The organism is Variovorax sp. FW301-JW7 (assembly GCF_058788795.1).
Genome location: NZ_JBYTBC010000007.1, coordinates 269,794 through 285,008, shown reverse-complemented (window position 1 = coordinate 285,008; position 15,215 = coordinate 269,794). Strand labels below are relative to the sequence as shown.

The window sequence follows — 15,215 nt, the reverse complement described above, 5'->3', positions numbered from 1 at the left end:
CCCGACCCCACATCCCTTACACCATGCTCATCCTCTTCATCGCCTACCTGGGCGGGGTGCTCACGATCCTGAGCCCCTGCATCCTGCCGGTGCTGCCCTTCGTGTTCGCGCGCGCCGACCGGCCCTTCCGCTCGCACGGCCTGCCGATGCTCGTGGGCATGGCGCTGGCCTTTGCCGTGGTCGCCACGCTGGCCGCGGTGGGCGGCGGCTGGATCGTCACGCTCAACGAATACGGGCGCTACGCGGCCATGGCCTTGCTCGCGTTGTTCGGTGCGACGCTGCTGTTCCCGCGCGTGGCCGAGCGCCTGAGCCGGCCGCTGGTGGCGCTGGGCCTGCGCATGTCCGACGCGCCACAGGCCTCCGTGTTCTCGCCGCTGTGGCTCGGCGTGGGCACGGGCCTGCTCTGGGCGCCGTGCGCGGGGCCGATCCTCGGGCTGATCCTGACGGGCGCGGCGCTCAACGGCGCGAGCGTCGGCACCTCGCTGCTGTTGCTCGCCTATGCGGCCGGCGCATGCACCTCGCTTGCGGTGGCGCTGCTGTCTGGCGGCCGGCTGCTCTCGGCGCTGAAGCGCACGCTGCCGACCGGCGACGGCGTGCGGCGCCTCGCCGGTGCCGCGGTGCTGGCCGGCGTAGGCGCCATCGCGCTGGGGCTGGACACCGGCTGGCTCGCGCGCCTGTCGCTGGGCACCACGGCGACGCTGGAGCAGGCCCTGGTGGACACGCTGCGCAAGGACGCGCCGCAGGCGCAACGCGCGGACACCGGCTTCGTGCGCGTCGCGGACACCCGCCCAGCCCCGGTGCCCGCGCGTGACCTCCGCGTCGAGGGCCGCCTGCCTTCGCTGGCCGGCGCGACCGAGTGGATCAACTCGGCGCCGCTCACGCCCGAGGCCTTGCGCGGCAAGGTGGTGCTGGTCGACTTCTGGACCTACTCGTGCATCAACTGCCTGCGCACGCTGCCCTACGTGCGCGCCTGGGCCGACAAGTACAGGGATGCGGGCCTGGTCGTCCTGGGCGTGCATGCGCCGGAGTTCGCGTTCGAGAAGAGCCCGGCCAATGTGCGCAAGGCCGTGAAAGACCTGGGCATCGGGTTCCCGGTGGCGCTGGACAACGACTTTTCGATCTGGCGCGGCTTCGACAACCAGGCCTGGCCGGCGTTCTATTTCGTCGACGCGCAGGGGCGCATCCGCCATCACCAGTTCGGCGAGAACCGCTACGACAAGGCCGAGCAGGTGATCCAGCAACTGCTGGCCGAGGCCGGGCAGGCGCAGGTCGCGGCCGGGCTGGTCGCGCCGCAGGGGCAGGGCACCCAGGCCGCGCCCGGCGCCGAGCCGGCGCAGTCCGGCGAAACCTATCTGGGCCACGCGCGGGCGCACGGCTTCGCATCGCCCGGCGGCATCGCGCGCGACCGTGCGAAGTCCTACGAGCCCGTGGCTTCCTCGCTGCGCACCAACCAGTGGTCGTTGGGCGGCGACTGGACGGTGGAGGGCGAGCGGGCCGTGCTGAACCAGGCCAACGGCCGCATCGCCTACCGCTTCAAGGCGCGCGACCTGCACCTCGTGCTCGGGCCGATGGCCGACGGCAGGCCGGTGCGTTTCACGGTGCGGGTCGACGGCCAGCCGCCGCTGGCGGACCACGGCGCCGACACCGATGCCCAGGGCCACGGCGTGGTCGATGCGCAGAAGCTGTACCAGCTGGTGCGGCAGTCGGCGGGCAGCGGCAGGGAGCGGCTGTTCGAGATCGAGTTTCTCGACGCCGGCGCGCAGGCCTACGCGTTCACCTTCGGGTGAGCGGCGCCCCGGTCAGGGCGTGAGGCCCGCCGCGTTGACGGCCCGACAGGTGTCGACCTCCTGGCGCGTGGGCAGCACGAAGCAGCGGGCGTCGGCCTCGCGCGCGACGGCTTCGCGCAGCTGGCGTTCCTGCGCGGTTTCCACCTGCAGCTCGACCAGCCACTTCATGAGCAGCGCCATCACGATCAGCAGCACCACGGAGGCTGCCAGCAGGGTCGTGCGCCAGCTGTGGACGCGGAAGACGGAAGCGTTGGAAGTACTCATGGCTTGCGGCCCTCAGCTCGACAGCTGCGGAAAGATCCAGATGCTCATGCCGAGCACCACGCCCGCGCCCAGCGACATGGCCGCCGCGGTCGCGAACAGGCAGGCCACGACCAGGCTCGGCACGACCACCGACATGCTCAGGAAGGCGATGGCGACGAGCACATAGGCCAGCACGGGCAGCAGGGCGATGTAGGCCGGCCGCGCGGTGCCGGTCGGCAGTTCGTCGGGCGTCATGTCACGCAGGAACGGGTTCAGCATGGCGGGCGATCAGCAGTTGCCCTTCTTGGCCTGGCCCGGCGGGCAGAAGTTGCCGCCCTTCTGGGCCGGCGCGGGCTCGGCGCGCGGCGGCGGCGCCTGGTGGTGCGCGCACGCGCTCATGAGAACGGATGCCGCCAGCGCGAGCATCACGGTGATCGTGGATTTGGTCATGGGAACTCCCTGCTTCGATTTCTTGTGCACCCGGGGTGCTTCGGGGCAGGACAATAGTTGCCGTATTAACAATCTCACAGGGAAATGCTCACATTTGTGGGCGAATTGAGAAGGGTGCGGTCAATCTCCGAGCGGGATTGCGCAGTACTTCACACCCGTGCGGCCGACCGGCCGCCGCCGCGCAACCGCTACATTGCATGCCCCATGGACCGCCTCGAGAACATAGAGACCTTCGTGCGGGTCGCACAGACCCAGAGCTTTGCCGAGGCCGCGCGCCAGCTGCGGGTGTCGAAATCGGTGGTGACCAGCCGCGTGAAGCAGCTCGAGGACCACGTCGGCGCGCCGCTGTTCCACCGCAGCACGCGCGTGGTCCGGCTCAGCGACGTGGGGCAGGCCTTCCTGCGCGACTGCGTCGAGCTGGTCGGGCGGGCCAACGACATCATGGACCAGATGCGCGACGCCAAGGACGGGCCCACCGGCACGCTGCGCGTGCATGCGCTCACGGGTTTCGTGCTGGGGCATTTCGCGACGTTGCTGCGCGCCTTCCAGGTGAGCTTTCCGGACATCCACCTGGAGCTCATCGTGAGCGACGCGGTGGTCGACCCGGTGAAGGCAGGCGTCGACTGTGCGCTGCAGATTTTTCCGGCGGCGTCGACCGAGCTGGTGTCGCGCCCGCTGTTCCCGGTGCGCCGCGTGTTCTGCGCCACGCCCGAGTACCTGCGCGCGCACGGCCGGCCCGCGAGCCCGCGCGAGCTGCACAAGCACACGCTCGGCCTGTATTCGGGCTACCCCACGCGCGACCGCTGGACCTTCCATCACGCGGGCGAGCAGGTCACGCTGTACATGAGCGCGGCGCTGCTCACCAACAGCGTCCACCTGCTGCGCGAGTACGCCATGGAGCACGCCGGCATCGTCTGTTTGCCGACGCTGGTGGCCGGCGAGGCGATCCTGCGCGGCGACCTGGAGGTGGTGCTGCCGGCGCACCAGCTGTCGTCGTTCTCGCTCAGCGCGGTGTATGCGGGCACCTCGCGCAATGCCTTCAAGCTGCGCCTGTTCATCGAGCACCTGACCCAGGCGTTCTCGAAGGTGCCGCCGTGGGACGCCGCCATGATCGAACGCGGCCTGCTGCCGCCGGGGCTGATCTGGGACGCCTGACGTGAACGCGGTCCGTTCCGGGGTAAACCCTGTGCATTGAACGGATTTGCCGAACAATGCGGCCCGCGTTTCGGGCCTACCGCTCGCGCCCCCCGTTTCCTACAGTGCATACATCGCAGCCACCACGCTGCATCGTCCGGCACCTCAGGAGACACCCATGACCGTCGCATACCAGACCCGCTTCGGGTCCCTCAAGCACTTCGAGAAAGGCCACGTCGAGCCCATCGACGACGACGTGCGCCACTACGCGTTCTCCAACTGCTTCGAGATCGCCAGCATCAGCGCACCGTACGAGAAGGTCGTGTTCGGCCAGAACCAGATCTACGTGCTGGAAACGCTGCGCGCCGAAGGCACCTCGCCCTGGTTCACCTGCGCCCACGACGAGTTCGCGCTGGTGATGGACGGCGAAATCGAGGTGCACCTCGTGCAGCTCGATGCGGCCCAGGCCGTGGCCGACACCGAGAAGAACGGCGCCGTGCGCGTGAAGGGCGAACCCCAGGGCAAGAAGATGGGCTGGATGAAGCTCTCGCGTGGCCACCAGGGCCTGCTGCCCAAGAACACGGCCTACCAGTTCCGCGTGGCCGGCGACCCGGGCGTGATCGTGCTGCAGACCTGCAAAGGCGACCTCTCCATCGAGAAGTGGGCCGACATCTGCCAGACGCACTGAACCCGCCATCCAGGAGCCACACCATGAACGCACCCGCAGAACTCGCCAAGGTCATCGCATCGCAGCCCGATGCCACGCTCGGCTACAAGGATTTTTCGCTCGGCAGCTTCGGCTTCCGCCGGGACGAGTACTTCGCCCATATCACCTGGAAGACCCGTGACGGCCGACCCATGAGCCACACCATGGACGCAGGCAACTACCTGCGTGCGCTGATGCGCGACGTGGCCTGGGGCTTCTTCTACGGCTGGGTCAACTTCGACAACGTGTTCGGCACCATCAACCACTACGACTCGGTCGACCTGTATGCCGGCAGTTTCAACGGCACCATGAAGGACGCGGGCATCGACCTGCTCGAGAACTTCCCCACGGCGCAGATCCGCGCCACCTTCGAGGCCATGCTCGACGACTGGACCAACGAGGCCTTCGACCCCTTCGCCGCGCCGCAGGAAACCGGCTCGCCCTACGGCCGCAAGAGCGGCAACAACACCGCCAAGATCACCCGGGCGCGCGAGCTGGCCAAGCGCTGCGTGGGCCTGAAGGGCGACCTCGACCTGCGCAGCGACGCGCGCGGCGCGCCGGTCAACCGCGCCTTCGCCGACGTGCCGCAGGGCCAGCCCGAGCTGCACCCCGAGCCGGGCTTCGAGAACGAGGTGCACGCCTTCAACCTCTTCGGTTTTTTGAGCCGCTCGCAGGTCACGTGGAACCCGAGCTTCACCTCGGTGGTGAAGCACAGCTACATGTGCCCGACGACCGAGGAGCACATCCTGCCGATCATCCACGGCAACGACCGCGTCGAGTGGTTCTTCCAGATGACCGACGAGATCCACTGGGACTGCGGCGACAAGAACACCGGCAAGCCCATGGCCCGCGTGATCATGAAGGCCGGCGACATGGCCGCCATGCCCGCCTACTGCCGCCACCAGGGCTTCAGCCCCAAGCGCTCGATGCTGCTGGTGTGGGAGAACGGCTCGCCGAGCCTGGTCTACGAGATCCAGAAGGGCGAGTCGCCCGAGATCCCGGTCGAGTTCTGACCGGCCGGCCCGCCGCCGCCTCTTTCTTCCCGCCATTCATCCATCCAGCCCTCCCCGCGCGGGGAGGGCGAGGAGAACCCATGCCTGCTCTTTCCATCCGCCACCAGCTTTTCATCGACGGCCGTTTCGTCGACGCCGAATCCGGCGAGACGCTCGCCACGCTGAACCCGCACGACAACACGCCCATCGCCCAGGTCGCGCTGGCCGGCAAGGCCGACGTCGACAAGGCCGTGGCCGCCGCGAAGCGTGCGTTCCCCAAGTGGAGCCGCATGGCCGCCGCCGACCGCGGGCGCATCCTGCTGAAGCTGGCCGATCTCATCGAGGCCAACGGCGAAGAACTCGCGCGGCTCGAATCGCTGGACACCGGCCACCCGATCCGCGACTCGCGCCGGCTCGACGTGCCGCGCACCGCCGCGTGCTTTCGCTACTTCGGCGGCATGGCCGACAAGTTCCAGGGCGAGACCATTCCGGTCGAAGAGGGCTTTCTCAACTACACGCTGCGCGAGCCGGTCGGCATCGTCGGGCAGGTGGTGCCGTGGAATTTCCCGCTCATGTTCACGAGCTGGAAGATGGCGCCCGCGCTCGCGGCCGGCAACTGCATCGTGATGAAGCCGGCCGAGATCACGCCGCTCACCTCGCTGCGCATCGCCGAGCTGATGGCCGAGGCCGGCGTGCCGCCCGGCGTGGTCAACATGCTGCCGGGCCTGGGCAGCGTGGCGGGCCAGTACATCGCCGAGCATCCCGAGATCGCCAAGATCGCCTTCACCGGCAGCACCGCCACCGGCCGGCGCATCGTGCAGGCCAGCGCGGGCAACCTGAAGAAGGTGCAGCTCGAACTGGGCGGCAAGGGCCCCAACATCGTGTTCGAGGACGCCAACCTGCAGGCCGCCGTGAACGGCAGCGCCTGGGCCATCTTCCACAACCAGGGCCAGGCCTGCATCGCGGGCTCGCGGCTGATGCTGCACGAGAAGATCGCCGACGCCTTCCTCGAGCAGTTCATTCCGCTGGCCCAATCCATCCGCCTGGGCAACCCGCTCGACGAGGCCACCGAGATGGGCCCGCTCACGAGCGCCCAGCACCGCGACCGCGTGCTGAGCTATGTCGAGGTGGCGCAGGCGCAGGGCGGCGAGGTGCTGGCGGGCGGCGGCGCGCCCGGCGGCGACCTGGCGCAGGGCTGCTATGTGCAGCCGACCGTGGTGCGTGCCCGCTCGTACCAGGACCGCGTGGCGCAGGAAGAGGTGTTCGGCCCCTTCGTCACCGTGCTCACCTTCAAGAGCGACGAAGAGGCGATGCAGATCGCCAACGGCACCGACTACGGCCTGGGCAGCGGCCTGTGGACCCGCGACCTGCAGCGCGCCCACAAGGTGGCGCGCGACCTGCACGCCGGCATGGTCTGGATCAACAGCTACAAGCGCGTGAACCCCGGCTCGCCCTTCGGCGGCGTGGGCCAGAGCGGCTACGGCCGCGAGATGGGCTTCGATGCGATGCGCGAGTACACGCAGGTGAAAAGCGTGTGGGTCAACGTCGACGCGCAGATTCCGCCGCACTTCGTGCGCTGACGTTTTCCTTTTTCTTCCCAACCCGACGGACGCACACGATGTCTTTCTCGATCCTCTCCCGGGCCCTGGTCGCCTGCACCTTGCTGTGGGGCATGGCCGCGCAGGCCCAGGCGCCGGCCTGGCCGACCAAGCCGGTGCGGCTGGTCGTCGGCTTTCCGCCGGGCGGCATCGTCGACACCGTCGCGCGCCAGTTGCAGCCGCGCCTGCAGGCCGCGCTCGGCCAGACCGTGATCGTGGACAGCCGCAGCGGCGCCGGCGGCACGCTGGCGGGCGCCGAGGTGGCCCGCGCGGCGCCCGACGGCCACACGCTGCTGATGGTGTTCGACAGCTACGCGACCTACCCGCTGGTCTATCCGAAGCTGAGTTTCGACATCGCCAAAGACCTGCAGCCCGTGACGCAGGTGGCGAGCAACCCGCTGGTGCTGGTGGTCAACCCGAAGGTCGAGGCGAAGGATTTCGTGCGCTTCGTCGGCCTGCTCAAGGCGCAGCCGGGGCGCCTGAACTACGCCAGCGTCGGGCCGGGCTCGAGCAACCACCTCACGGCCGAGTACTTCAAGGCCGTCAGCGGTACCTTCGTCACGCACATCCCCTATCGCGGCGGCGGTCCGGCCCAGCAGGACCTGCTGGGCGGGCAGGTCGAGATGATGTTCCTCTCGGCCGTGCTGGCCCAGCCGCACGTCAACGCGGGCCGGCTGCGCGCCCTGGCCCAGACCGGCGCGCAGCGCGTGGCCGCCTATGCCGACGTGCCGACCGTGGCCGAGAGCGGCTACCCCGGCTTCGAGGTGAACTCCTGGGTCGGCCTGCTGGCCCCGGCCGGCACGCCGCGCGCCGTGGTCGACCGGCTGCAGGCCGAGGTGCGAAAGATCGTGACGGAGCCCGCGTTCCAGCAGCGGCTGCGCGAACAGGGTCTGACGGGCATCGCCAACACGCCCGAGCAGTTCGCCGCCGTGCTGCGCGCCGAGCAGGACAAGTGGGCCCGGCTGGTGCGCGAGCGCCGCCTGAGCCTCGAATAGCCAAAAAGAAAAGGAGCGCGCCATGCACGACTTCATCCACACCACCCATCCGCAGCGCGTGGTGTTCGGCGCCGGTTCGCTGCGCCATCTGGCGCGCGAGATCGATGCGCTGGGCGCGAAGAAAGCGCTGGTGCTGTGCACGCCCGAGCAGCGCCCGCAGGCCGAGCGCGTGGCGGCCTCGCTCGGCGCGCAGGCGGCCGGCTTGTTCGACCGCGCCGTGATGCACGTGCCCGTGGAAACGGCGCGCGAGGCCCGCGACCTGGCGCGCCGGCTCGGTGCCGACTGCGCCGTGGCGCTGGGCGGCGGCTCCACCACGGGGCTGGGCAAGGCCATCGCGCTGGAGTCCGGGCTGCCGATCGTCGCCATTCCCACCACCTACGCGGGCAGCGAGATGACGCCGATCTACGGCCTCACCGAGAACGGCCTGAAGAAGACCGGCAAGGACCCGCGCGTGCTGCCGCGCACCGTGATCTACGACCCCGAGCTGTCGCGCACGCTGCCCGTGGGCCTGAGCGTGACCAGCGGCATCAACGCCATCGCGCACGCGGCCGAAGGCCTGTACGCGCAGGACAGCAACCCGGTGATGGACCTGATGGCCGAGGAAGGCATCGCCGCGCTCGCACGCGCGCTGCCCGCCATCCGCGTGCAGCCCGGCGACCTGGCCGCCCGTTCCGATGCGCTGTACGGCGCCTGGCTGTGCGGCGGCGTGCTCGGCGCGGTGGGCATGGCCCTGCACCACAAGCTGTGCCACACGCTGGGCGGCAGCTTCAACCTGCCGCACGCCGAGGTGCACACGGTGGTGCTGCCGCATGCGCTCGCATTCAACGCGCAGGCCGCGCCGCATGCCATGGCGCGCATCGCGCGCGCGCTCGGCGGCGTGTCGGCACCGGCGGCGGTCTTTGCGCTGGCGCGCGACAACGGCGCACCGGTGGCGCTGAAGGACATCGGCATGCGTGCCGCCGACCTCGACCGCGCGGCCGACATCGCCGTCGCCAACCCGTACTGGAACCCGCGGCCCTTCGGCCCGGCCGAGCGCGACGCGATCCGCGCGCTGCTGCAACGCGCCTTCGACGGCGAGCCGCCGGGCTAGGCACGGCGCGGGCATCGAAGACAGACACGAACAACGAAGGAGACAGCCATGACATTCAACCGCAGACAGTTCACGCAGGCCGCCGCCGCGCTTGCCGCCACGGGCGCCGTGCCGCGGGTGTTCGCCGCCGACACGCTCAAGATCGGCTACGTGTCGCCGCAGACCGGGCCGCTCGCGCCCTTCGGTGAGGCCGACAAGTGGGTGATCGAGCAGATGAAGGCCGCCTTCAAGGACGGCATCTCCGTCGGTGGAAAAAAGTACGCGGTGCAGATCGTGCTCAAGGACAGCCAGTCGAACCCCAACCGCGCGGGCGAGGTGGCCAACGACCTGATCCTGAAGGACAAGGTCGCGCTGGTGCTCACGGCCGGCACGCCCGAGACTGCCAACCCGGTGAGCGACGCCTGCGAACTCAACGAGGTGCCGTGCATCTCCAGCGTGGTGCCGTGGCAGCCGTGGTTCTTCGGCCGCAAGGGCGATCCGGCCAAGGGCTTCAACTGGACCTACCACCTGTTCTGGGGGCTCGAAGACGTCATCGCCACCTTCACCAACGGATGGAAGACCGTGGCCACCAACAAGAAGGTCGGCGGCCTGTTCCCCAACGACGGCGACGGCAATGCCTGGGGCGACAAGGAGCTGGGCTTTCCCAAGCCGCTCGCGCAGATGGGTTTCACGCTCACCGACCCTGGCCGCTTCCAGAACGGCACGCAGGACTTCAGCGCGCAGATCGCGGCCTTCAAGCGCGACAACGTCGAGATCGTCACCGGCGTGGTGATCCCGCCCGACGCCAAGACCTTCCTCACGCAGGCGCGCCAGCAGGGCTTCAAGCCCAAGGTGATCACGCTGGGCAAGGCGCTGCTGTTCCCGGGCGCCATCGAGGCCCTGGGCGAGTTGGGCGAGGGCCTGTCGACCGAGGTGTGGTGGAGCCCGTCGCACCCCTTCAGCTCCAGCCTCACGCAGCAAAGCGCCAAGGCGCTGGCCGAGGCCTACGAAGCCGGCACGAAGAAGCAGTGGACGCAGCCCATCGGCTTTGCGCATGCGCTGTTCGAGGTGGCGGCGAACGCGCTGTCGCGATCGAAGTCGCTCAAGGCCGGCGACGTGCGCGACGCCGTGGCCGCGACCTCGATCAACTCCGTGGTCGGCCCCGTGAAGTGGGGCGGCCAGGGCCCGTTCAAGAACGTCAGCAAGACGCCGCTGGTGCTCGGCCAGTGGGGCAAGGGCAAGCAGCGCAAGGTGGAGCTGACGCTGGTGAACAACGAGGCCGCGAAGGCGATCCCCACCGGCGGCGCGCTGCGCCTGCTCTGAGTGACGGCTGCCATGACGCTGCTGGCCTTGCACGGCGTGAGCAAGTCCTACGGGGCGCTGAAGGTCACCGACGGCATCACGCTGGCGGTGGCCGAGGGCGAGACGCTGGGCATCCTCGGGCCCAACGGCGCGGGCAAGACCACGCTGTTCAACCTGATCTCGGGCGACGCGCGCGTCGACGCCGGCCGGGTGGAGTACGCGGGCCGCGACGTGACGCGGCTGCGCCCGCACCAGCGCTGCCGCGCCGGCATCGGCCGCAGCTACCAGGTGCCGCAGCCCTTCGGCCACATGAGCGTGTTCGAGAACCTCGTCACCGCCGCCTGCTTCGGCGGCCAGCAGGCCGAGCGCGAAGCCTGGGAGACGGCGCACGAGGTGCTGGCCCAGACCGGCCTGGCGCCGCACGCCAACAAGCCGGCCGGCGGGCTCACGCTGCTCGACCGCAAGCGGCTGGAGCTGGCGCGCGCGCTCGCGACCAAGCCGCGCCTGTTGCTGCTCGACGAGATCGCGGGCGGGCTCACCGAGCCCGAGGCGGCGGTGCTGGTGGCGGAACTGAAACGCATCAAGGCGCGCGGCGTGACCATGATCTGGATCGAGCACGTCGTGCATGCGCTGCTGTCGCTGGCCGACCGGCTGTTCGTCATCAACTTCGGGCAGCAGCTGGCGGAAGGCGCGCCGCGCGCGGTGATGAACGACCCCGAGGTGCGGCGCGTGTACATGGGGATCGAGGCATGAACGCGCTGCTCGACACCCACGGCCTGCAGGCCTTCTACGGCGATGCGCAGGCGCTGTTCGGCATCGACTTCACGCTGTCGGCGGGCGAACTGGTGGCGGTCATCGGCGCCAACGGCGCGGGCAAGTCGACCTTTCTGAAAAGCCTCACGGGGCTGCTGCGCGCGCCGTCCGAAGCGATCCGCTTCAAGGGCGAACCCATCGGCGGCCTGCCGCCCGGCGAGATCGTGCGGCGCGGCCTGGCGATGGTGCCCGAAGGCCGGCGCCTGTTCCCGAGCCTGAGCGTGGAAGAGAACCTGCTGATGGGCGCCACGCCGCGCCGCGCGGGGCCATGGAACCTGCAGCGCCTGTACGGCCTGTTCCCCATCCTGGCCGAGAAGCGGCGCCAGCCCGCCACCTCCCTGTCGGGCGGGCAGCAGCAGATGGTGGCGCTGGGCCGCGCGCTCATGAGCAACCCCGAGCTGCTGCTGTGCGACGAGCTCTCGCTCGGCCTGGCGCCGGTCGTCATCCGCGAGATCTATGCGGCCATGCCGGTCATCACGGGGGAGGGCATGACGGTCGTGATCGTGGAGCAGGACGTGCGCATGGCGCGCCAGGTGTCGCAGCGCGTGTACTGCTTCCAGGACGGGCGCGTGTCGCTCACGGGGCGCTCGGACGAACTCACGCCCGAGCAGATCTCGCAAGCCTACTTCGGCATCGAGGAGCATCATGCTTGAAACCCTGCTCCAGGGCGTGCTGCTCGGCGGCCTCTACACGCTGTTCGCGCTCGGCCAGTCGCTGATGTTCGGCGTCATGCGACTCACCAACACGGCGCAGGGCGACTTCATCATCCTGGGCGCCTTCGCGGTGATCGCCGGCGTCTCGATGACCGGCGCATCCGTGCCGTGGGCGGTGGTGCTCGCGGTGCTGCCGCTGGCCTTCGGCTTCGGCTACCTGCTGCAGCGCCACGTGCTCAACGGCACGCTGGGCAAGGACCCGCTGCCTTCGCTGGTCGTGACCTTCGGCCTGTCGATCGTGATCCAGAACCTCCTGCTGGAGCTGTTCTCGGCCGACCCGCGCGCCATCGAGGTCGGCGCGCTGGCCACCGCGTCGGTGCCGCTGGGCGACACGCTGGCGCTGGGGGCGTTGCCGCTGGTGATCCTGGCGGTCGCGGTGGCGGCCACGGGCGCGATGCAGTGGATGTTCACGCGCACGCCGCTGGGCCGCACCTTCCGCGCGGTCTCCGACGACCGCGAGATCGCCGAGCTGATGGGCCTCAAAGCCAAGCAGGTGTATGCGCTGGCCACGGGCATCGCCTTCGTGCTGATCGCCATCGCCGGCGCGCTGCAGGGCATGCGCACCACGGTGTCGCCGTCGGACGGCCCGCTGCTGCTGCTCTTTGCCTTCGAGGCCGTGATCATCGGCGGCATGGGCTCGTTCTGGGGCACGCTGGCCGGCGCCATGATCCTGGGCATCGCGCAGCAGATCGGCTTTCGCATCGATCCGGGCTGGGGCATCTGGTTCGGCCATCTCGTGTTCCTCGCGGTGCTGGTGCTGCGGCCGCAGGGACTGTTCCCCAAGACACGCTGACCCCTTCCGACATGACCGACAAGACCTCCCCCGCGCCGCTCAAGCACGTGCTGTTCATCATGTGCGACCAGCTGCGCGCCGACCACCTCTCGTGCTACGGCCACCCGCGCCTGCAGACCCCGCACATCGACACGATGGCCGCGCGCGGCGTGCGCTTCAGCCATGCCTATGCGCAGGGCGCGGTCTGCGGCGCCTCGCGCATGTCGACCTACACCGGCCGCTATGTCAGCAGCCACGGGACGATGTGGAACTTCGTGCCGCTGTCGGTGGGGCAGAAGACGCTGGGCGACCACCTGCGCCCGCACGGCGTGCGCTGCGCGCTGGTCGGCAAGACGCACGTCGAGGCCGACACCGAGGGCGCGCGGCGCCTGGGCATCGACCCGACGCAGGGCGCGGGCCGGCTCGCGATGGAGGGCGGCTTCGAGCCCTGTGCGCGCGACGACGGCATCTGGCCGCCGGGCTTCAAGGTCACGGGCAATGCCTACTGCGACTGGCTGCGCGCGCAGGGCTACGAATCGGACAACCCCTGGCACGACTTCGCCAACTCGGGCCGCGGCCCCGACGGCGAGATCCTGAGCGGCTGGCAGATGCGCTGGGCCGACCGGCCCGCGCACATCGCCGGCGCGCACAGCGAGACGCCCTACACGACCGAGCGCGCGATCGACTTCATGCGCGAGGCCGGCGACGCGCCCTGGGTGCTGCACCTGTCGTACATCAAGCCGCACTGGCCCTACGTGGCGCCCGCGCCGTACCACGCGATGTACGGGCCCGACGACATGTTGCCGGTGGTGCGCAGCGAGGCCGAGCGCGTCGACGCCCACCCGGTCGTCGAGGGCTTCCGGCGCGAGACCGTGAGCCGCAACTTCAGCCGCGACGAGGTGCGCAACATGGTGGTGCCGACCTACATGGGGCTCGTGAAGCAGGTCGACGACCAGCTCGGCCGGCTCTTCGCCTTCATGGCCGAACAGGGGCTGGACCGCGACACGCTGGTGGTCTTCACCAGCGACCACGGCGACTACCTGGGCGACCACTGGCTGGGCGAGAAGGAGCTGTTCCACGACCCGATCGTGAAGGTGCCGCTGATCGTGGTCGACCCGCGCGCCGAGGCCGATGCGCGTCGCGGCACGGTGAGCGACGCGCTGGTCGAGTGCATCGACCTCGTGCCGACCATGCTCGACGCGCTGGGCCTGCCGCAGCCGGCCGAATGGCTCGAAGGGCAGTCGCTGCGCCCGCTGCTGCACGGCCACGCCGGCGCGACCGGCAAGGACCTGGTGGTGTGCGAGAACAGCTTCGCCTTCCGCGACGAGGTGCGCCTGCCGCTGGCCCAGCCCGTCGAGCGCTGCCACATGACGATGCTGCGCACGCGCCGCTGGAAGTTCGTGCACTTCGAAGACCTGCCGCCGCAGCTGTTCGACATGCAGGCCGACCCCGACGAGCTGGTCGACCTGGGCCGCGACCCGGCCTTGGCCGCGGTGCGCGAGCAGATGCTGGGCCTGCTGTTCGACTGGCTGCGCCAGCGGCGGCGCTTTCCCACGGTGGCGCCCGAGGACATCGCGCGCTGGAACGCACGCGAGCTGGCGGCCGGCATCCTCATCGGCGCCTGGTAGGCGACCGCGCACCCCATTTCAAAGACAGGAGACATCCCATGAACGCCTTTCGCCGACCTCTCGCGGCCTGCATGGCGGCAGCCGCCGTGCTCGCCACCATCGCACCCAGCCACGCCGCCGACACCTGGCCCACCAAGCCCGTGCGGCTGGTGGTGGCCTTCCCGGCCGGTGCGCCGGGCGACATCGTCTCGCGGCTGATGCAGCCGGCCCTGCAGAAGGCGCTGGGCCAGCCCGTGGTGGTCGACAACAAGCCGGGCGCGGGCGGCAACATCGGCATGCAGGAGGTGGCGCGCGCCACCGACGGCCACACGGTGCTGGTCGGCCCCGACACCATGCTGACCATCAACCCGCACCTGTACCGCAAGCTTGCCATCCGCCCGATGGAAGACCTGGTGCCCGTGACCCAGCTGGCCGCGTTCAGCCAGGAGCTGGTGTGCTTTCCTGGCGCCGGCATCAAGACCCTGCCCGAGCTGCTGGCCGCGGCCCGGGCCAAGCCCATGAGCTATGCCTCGGGCGGCCCCGGCGTGCCCGGCCACATGGCCATGGAGATGCTGCTGGCCGACGTCGGCGTGCAGATGCAGCACGTGCCCTACCGCGGCCCGAGTCCGGCCATGCAGGACGTGATGGGCGGCATGGTGCCCTGCGGCTTCCTGGCCTCGCCGACGGTCGGCCCGATCATCCGCGACGGCAAGCTGGTGGCCATCGCCGTGTCCGGCAGCAAGCGCCTGGGCAGCCAGCCCACGGTGCCGACCGTGGCGCAGGCGGGCATCAAGGGCTACGACGCCAGCTTCGCCGAGATGATGGCCATGCCGCGCGCCACGCCGCCGGCCGTGGTGGCGCGCCTGCAGGCCGAGGTGGCGAAGGCGCTGGCCGCGCCCGAACTGCGCGAGCGGCTGGCCACCATGGACCTCGAGGTGGTGGCCAACACGCCCGAAGAAGCGGCGCGTCGCCTGCGCGCCGAGCACCAGCGCTGGGGCCAGGTGGCCGCGCGCGTGCAGCTGCAGCTGGACTGA

16 protein-coding genes are annotated in these 15,215 nt (G+C 70.1%); 13 read left to right on the top strand and 3 right to left on the bottom strand.

Translation table 11 applies throughout. The features are described 5' to 3' along the window. The first annotated feature begins 23 nt into the window (after window positions 1-23). Window positions 24-1,787, top strand: a complete 1,764-nt coding sequence (locus AC3WQM_RS20720) for a cytochrome c biogenesis protein DipZ (protein ID WP_492681308.1) — start codon at window positions 24-26, stop codon at window positions 1,785-1,787. Between the two features lie 12 nt (window positions 1,788-1,799). On the opposite strand, the gene AC3WQM_RS20715 is transcribed toward AC3WQM_RS20720, so the two are convergent. From AC3WQM_RS20715 to AC3WQM_RS20705, 3 genes are read right to left on the bottom strand one after another with little or no spacing between them, the layout of a single operon-like run. Continuing rightward, the gene (locus tag AC3WQM_RS20715; RefSeq protein WP_095744491.1) at window positions 1,800-2,051 is read right to left on the bottom strand and encodes a general secretion pathway protein GspL; all 252 of its coding nucleotides are present in this window, start codon (window positions 2,049-2,051) and stop codon (window positions 1,800-1,802) included. A gap of 12 nt (window positions 2,052-2,063) precedes the next feature. Beyond that, a complete protein-coding gene (locus AC3WQM_RS20710) occupies window positions 2,064-2,309 on the bottom strand; it encodes a hypothetical protein (RefSeq protein ID WP_492681306.1) in 246 nt (81 codons plus the stop codon). Between the two features lie 9 nt (window positions 2,310-2,318). Next, window positions 2,319-2,480 carry a hypothetical protein gene (locus tag AC3WQM_RS20705; RefSeq protein WP_489057573.1) on the bottom strand — a complete coding sequence of 54 codons (162 nt, stop codon included), beginning with the start codon at window positions 2,478-2,480 and terminating at the stop codon, window positions 2,319-2,321. A gap of 204 nt (window positions 2,481-2,684) precedes the next feature. On the opposite strand from AC3WQM_RS20705, the gene AC3WQM_RS20700 reads away from it, so the two are divergent. The 12 genes from AC3WQM_RS20700 (at window position 2,685) to AC3WQM_RS20645 (ending at window position 15,215) form a co-directional block, all read left to right on the top strand. After that, window positions 2,685-3,635 (top strand): LysR family transcriptional regulator, encoded by a 951-nt coding sequence (locus AC3WQM_RS20700; RefSeq protein WP_062479604.1) that lies wholly within the window; start codon window positions 2,685-2,687, stop codon window positions 3,633-3,635. 157 nt (window positions 3,636-3,792) lie between these two features. Further along, window positions 3,793-4,302 (top strand): cupin domain-containing protein, encoded by a 510-nt coding sequence (locus AC3WQM_RS20695; RefSeq protein ID WP_492681304.1) that lies wholly within the window; start codon window positions 3,793-3,795, stop codon window positions 4,300-4,302. 23 nt (window positions 4,303-4,325) lie between these two features. Continuing rightward, window positions 4,326-5,333 carry a hydroxyquinol 1,2-dioxygenase gene (locus tag AC3WQM_RS20690; protein ID WP_070059783.1) on the top strand — a complete coding sequence of 336 codons (1,008 nt, stop codon included), beginning with the start codon at window positions 4,326-4,328 and terminating at the stop codon, window positions 5,331-5,333. Window positions 5,334-5,428: 95 nt separating this feature from the next. After that, window positions 5,429-6,892: an aldehyde dehydrogenase family protein gene (locus AC3WQM_RS20685; protein ID WP_062479615.1), complete on the top strand. Its 1,464-nt coding sequence runs from the start codon at window positions 5,429-5,431 to the stop codon at window positions 6,890-6,892. 38 nt (window positions 6,893-6,930) lie between these two features. Further along, window positions 6,931-7,905, top strand: coding sequence for a tripartite tricarboxylate transporter substrate binding protein (locus AC3WQM_RS20680; protein WP_492681302.1), 975 nt, complete (start codon window positions 6,931-6,933; stop codon window positions 7,903-7,905). A gap of 22 nt (window positions 7,906-7,927) precedes the next feature. Then, window positions 7,928-8,995 carry a maleylacetate reductase gene (locus AC3WQM_RS20675; protein WP_492681300.1) on the top strand — a complete coding sequence of 356 codons (1,068 nt, stop codon included), beginning with the start codon at window positions 7,928-7,930 and terminating at the stop codon, window positions 8,993-8,995. A gap of 48 nt (window positions 8,996-9,043) precedes the next feature. Then, a complete protein-coding gene (locus AC3WQM_RS20670) occupies window positions 9,044-10,297 on the top strand; it encodes an ABC transporter substrate-binding protein (RefSeq protein WP_492681298.1) in 1,254 nt (417 codons plus the stop codon). 12 nt (window positions 10,298-10,309) lie between these two features. Further along, complete coding sequence (locus tag AC3WQM_RS20665; protein ID WP_062479592.1) at window positions 10,310-11,029, top strand: ABC transporter ATP-binding protein; 720 nt, start codon at window positions 10,310-10,312, stop codon at window positions 11,027-11,029. Continuing rightward, the gene (locus tag AC3WQM_RS20660) at window positions 11,026-11,742 is read left to right on the top strand and encodes an ABC transporter ATP-binding protein (RefSeq protein WP_492681296.1); all 717 of its coding nucleotides are present in this window, start codon (window positions 11,026-11,028) and stop codon (window positions 11,740-11,742) included. The genes AC3WQM_RS20665 and AC3WQM_RS20660 overlap by 4 nt, the downstream gene beginning before the upstream one ends. Next, on the top strand, window positions 11,735-12,595 hold the full coding sequence (locus AC3WQM_RS20655; protein ID WP_159277679.1) for a branched-chain amino acid ABC transporter permease: 861 nt from the start codon (window positions 11,735-11,737) through the stop codon (window positions 12,593-12,595). Before AC3WQM_RS20660 ends, AC3WQM_RS20655 begins: the two co-directional genes overlap by 8 nt. Window positions 12,596-12,606: 11 nt before the next feature. Continuing rightward, entirely contained in the window at window positions 12,607-14,202 is a 1,596-nt protein-coding gene (locus AC3WQM_RS20650) for a sulfatase-like hydrolase/transferase (RefSeq protein ID WP_492681294.1), read from the top strand. Between the two features lie 38 nt (window positions 14,203-14,240). Continuing rightward, a complete protein-coding gene (locus AC3WQM_RS20645) occupies window positions 14,241-15,215 on the top strand; it encodes a Bug family tripartite tricarboxylate transporter substrate binding protein (protein ID WP_492681292.1) in 975 nt (324 codons plus the stop codon).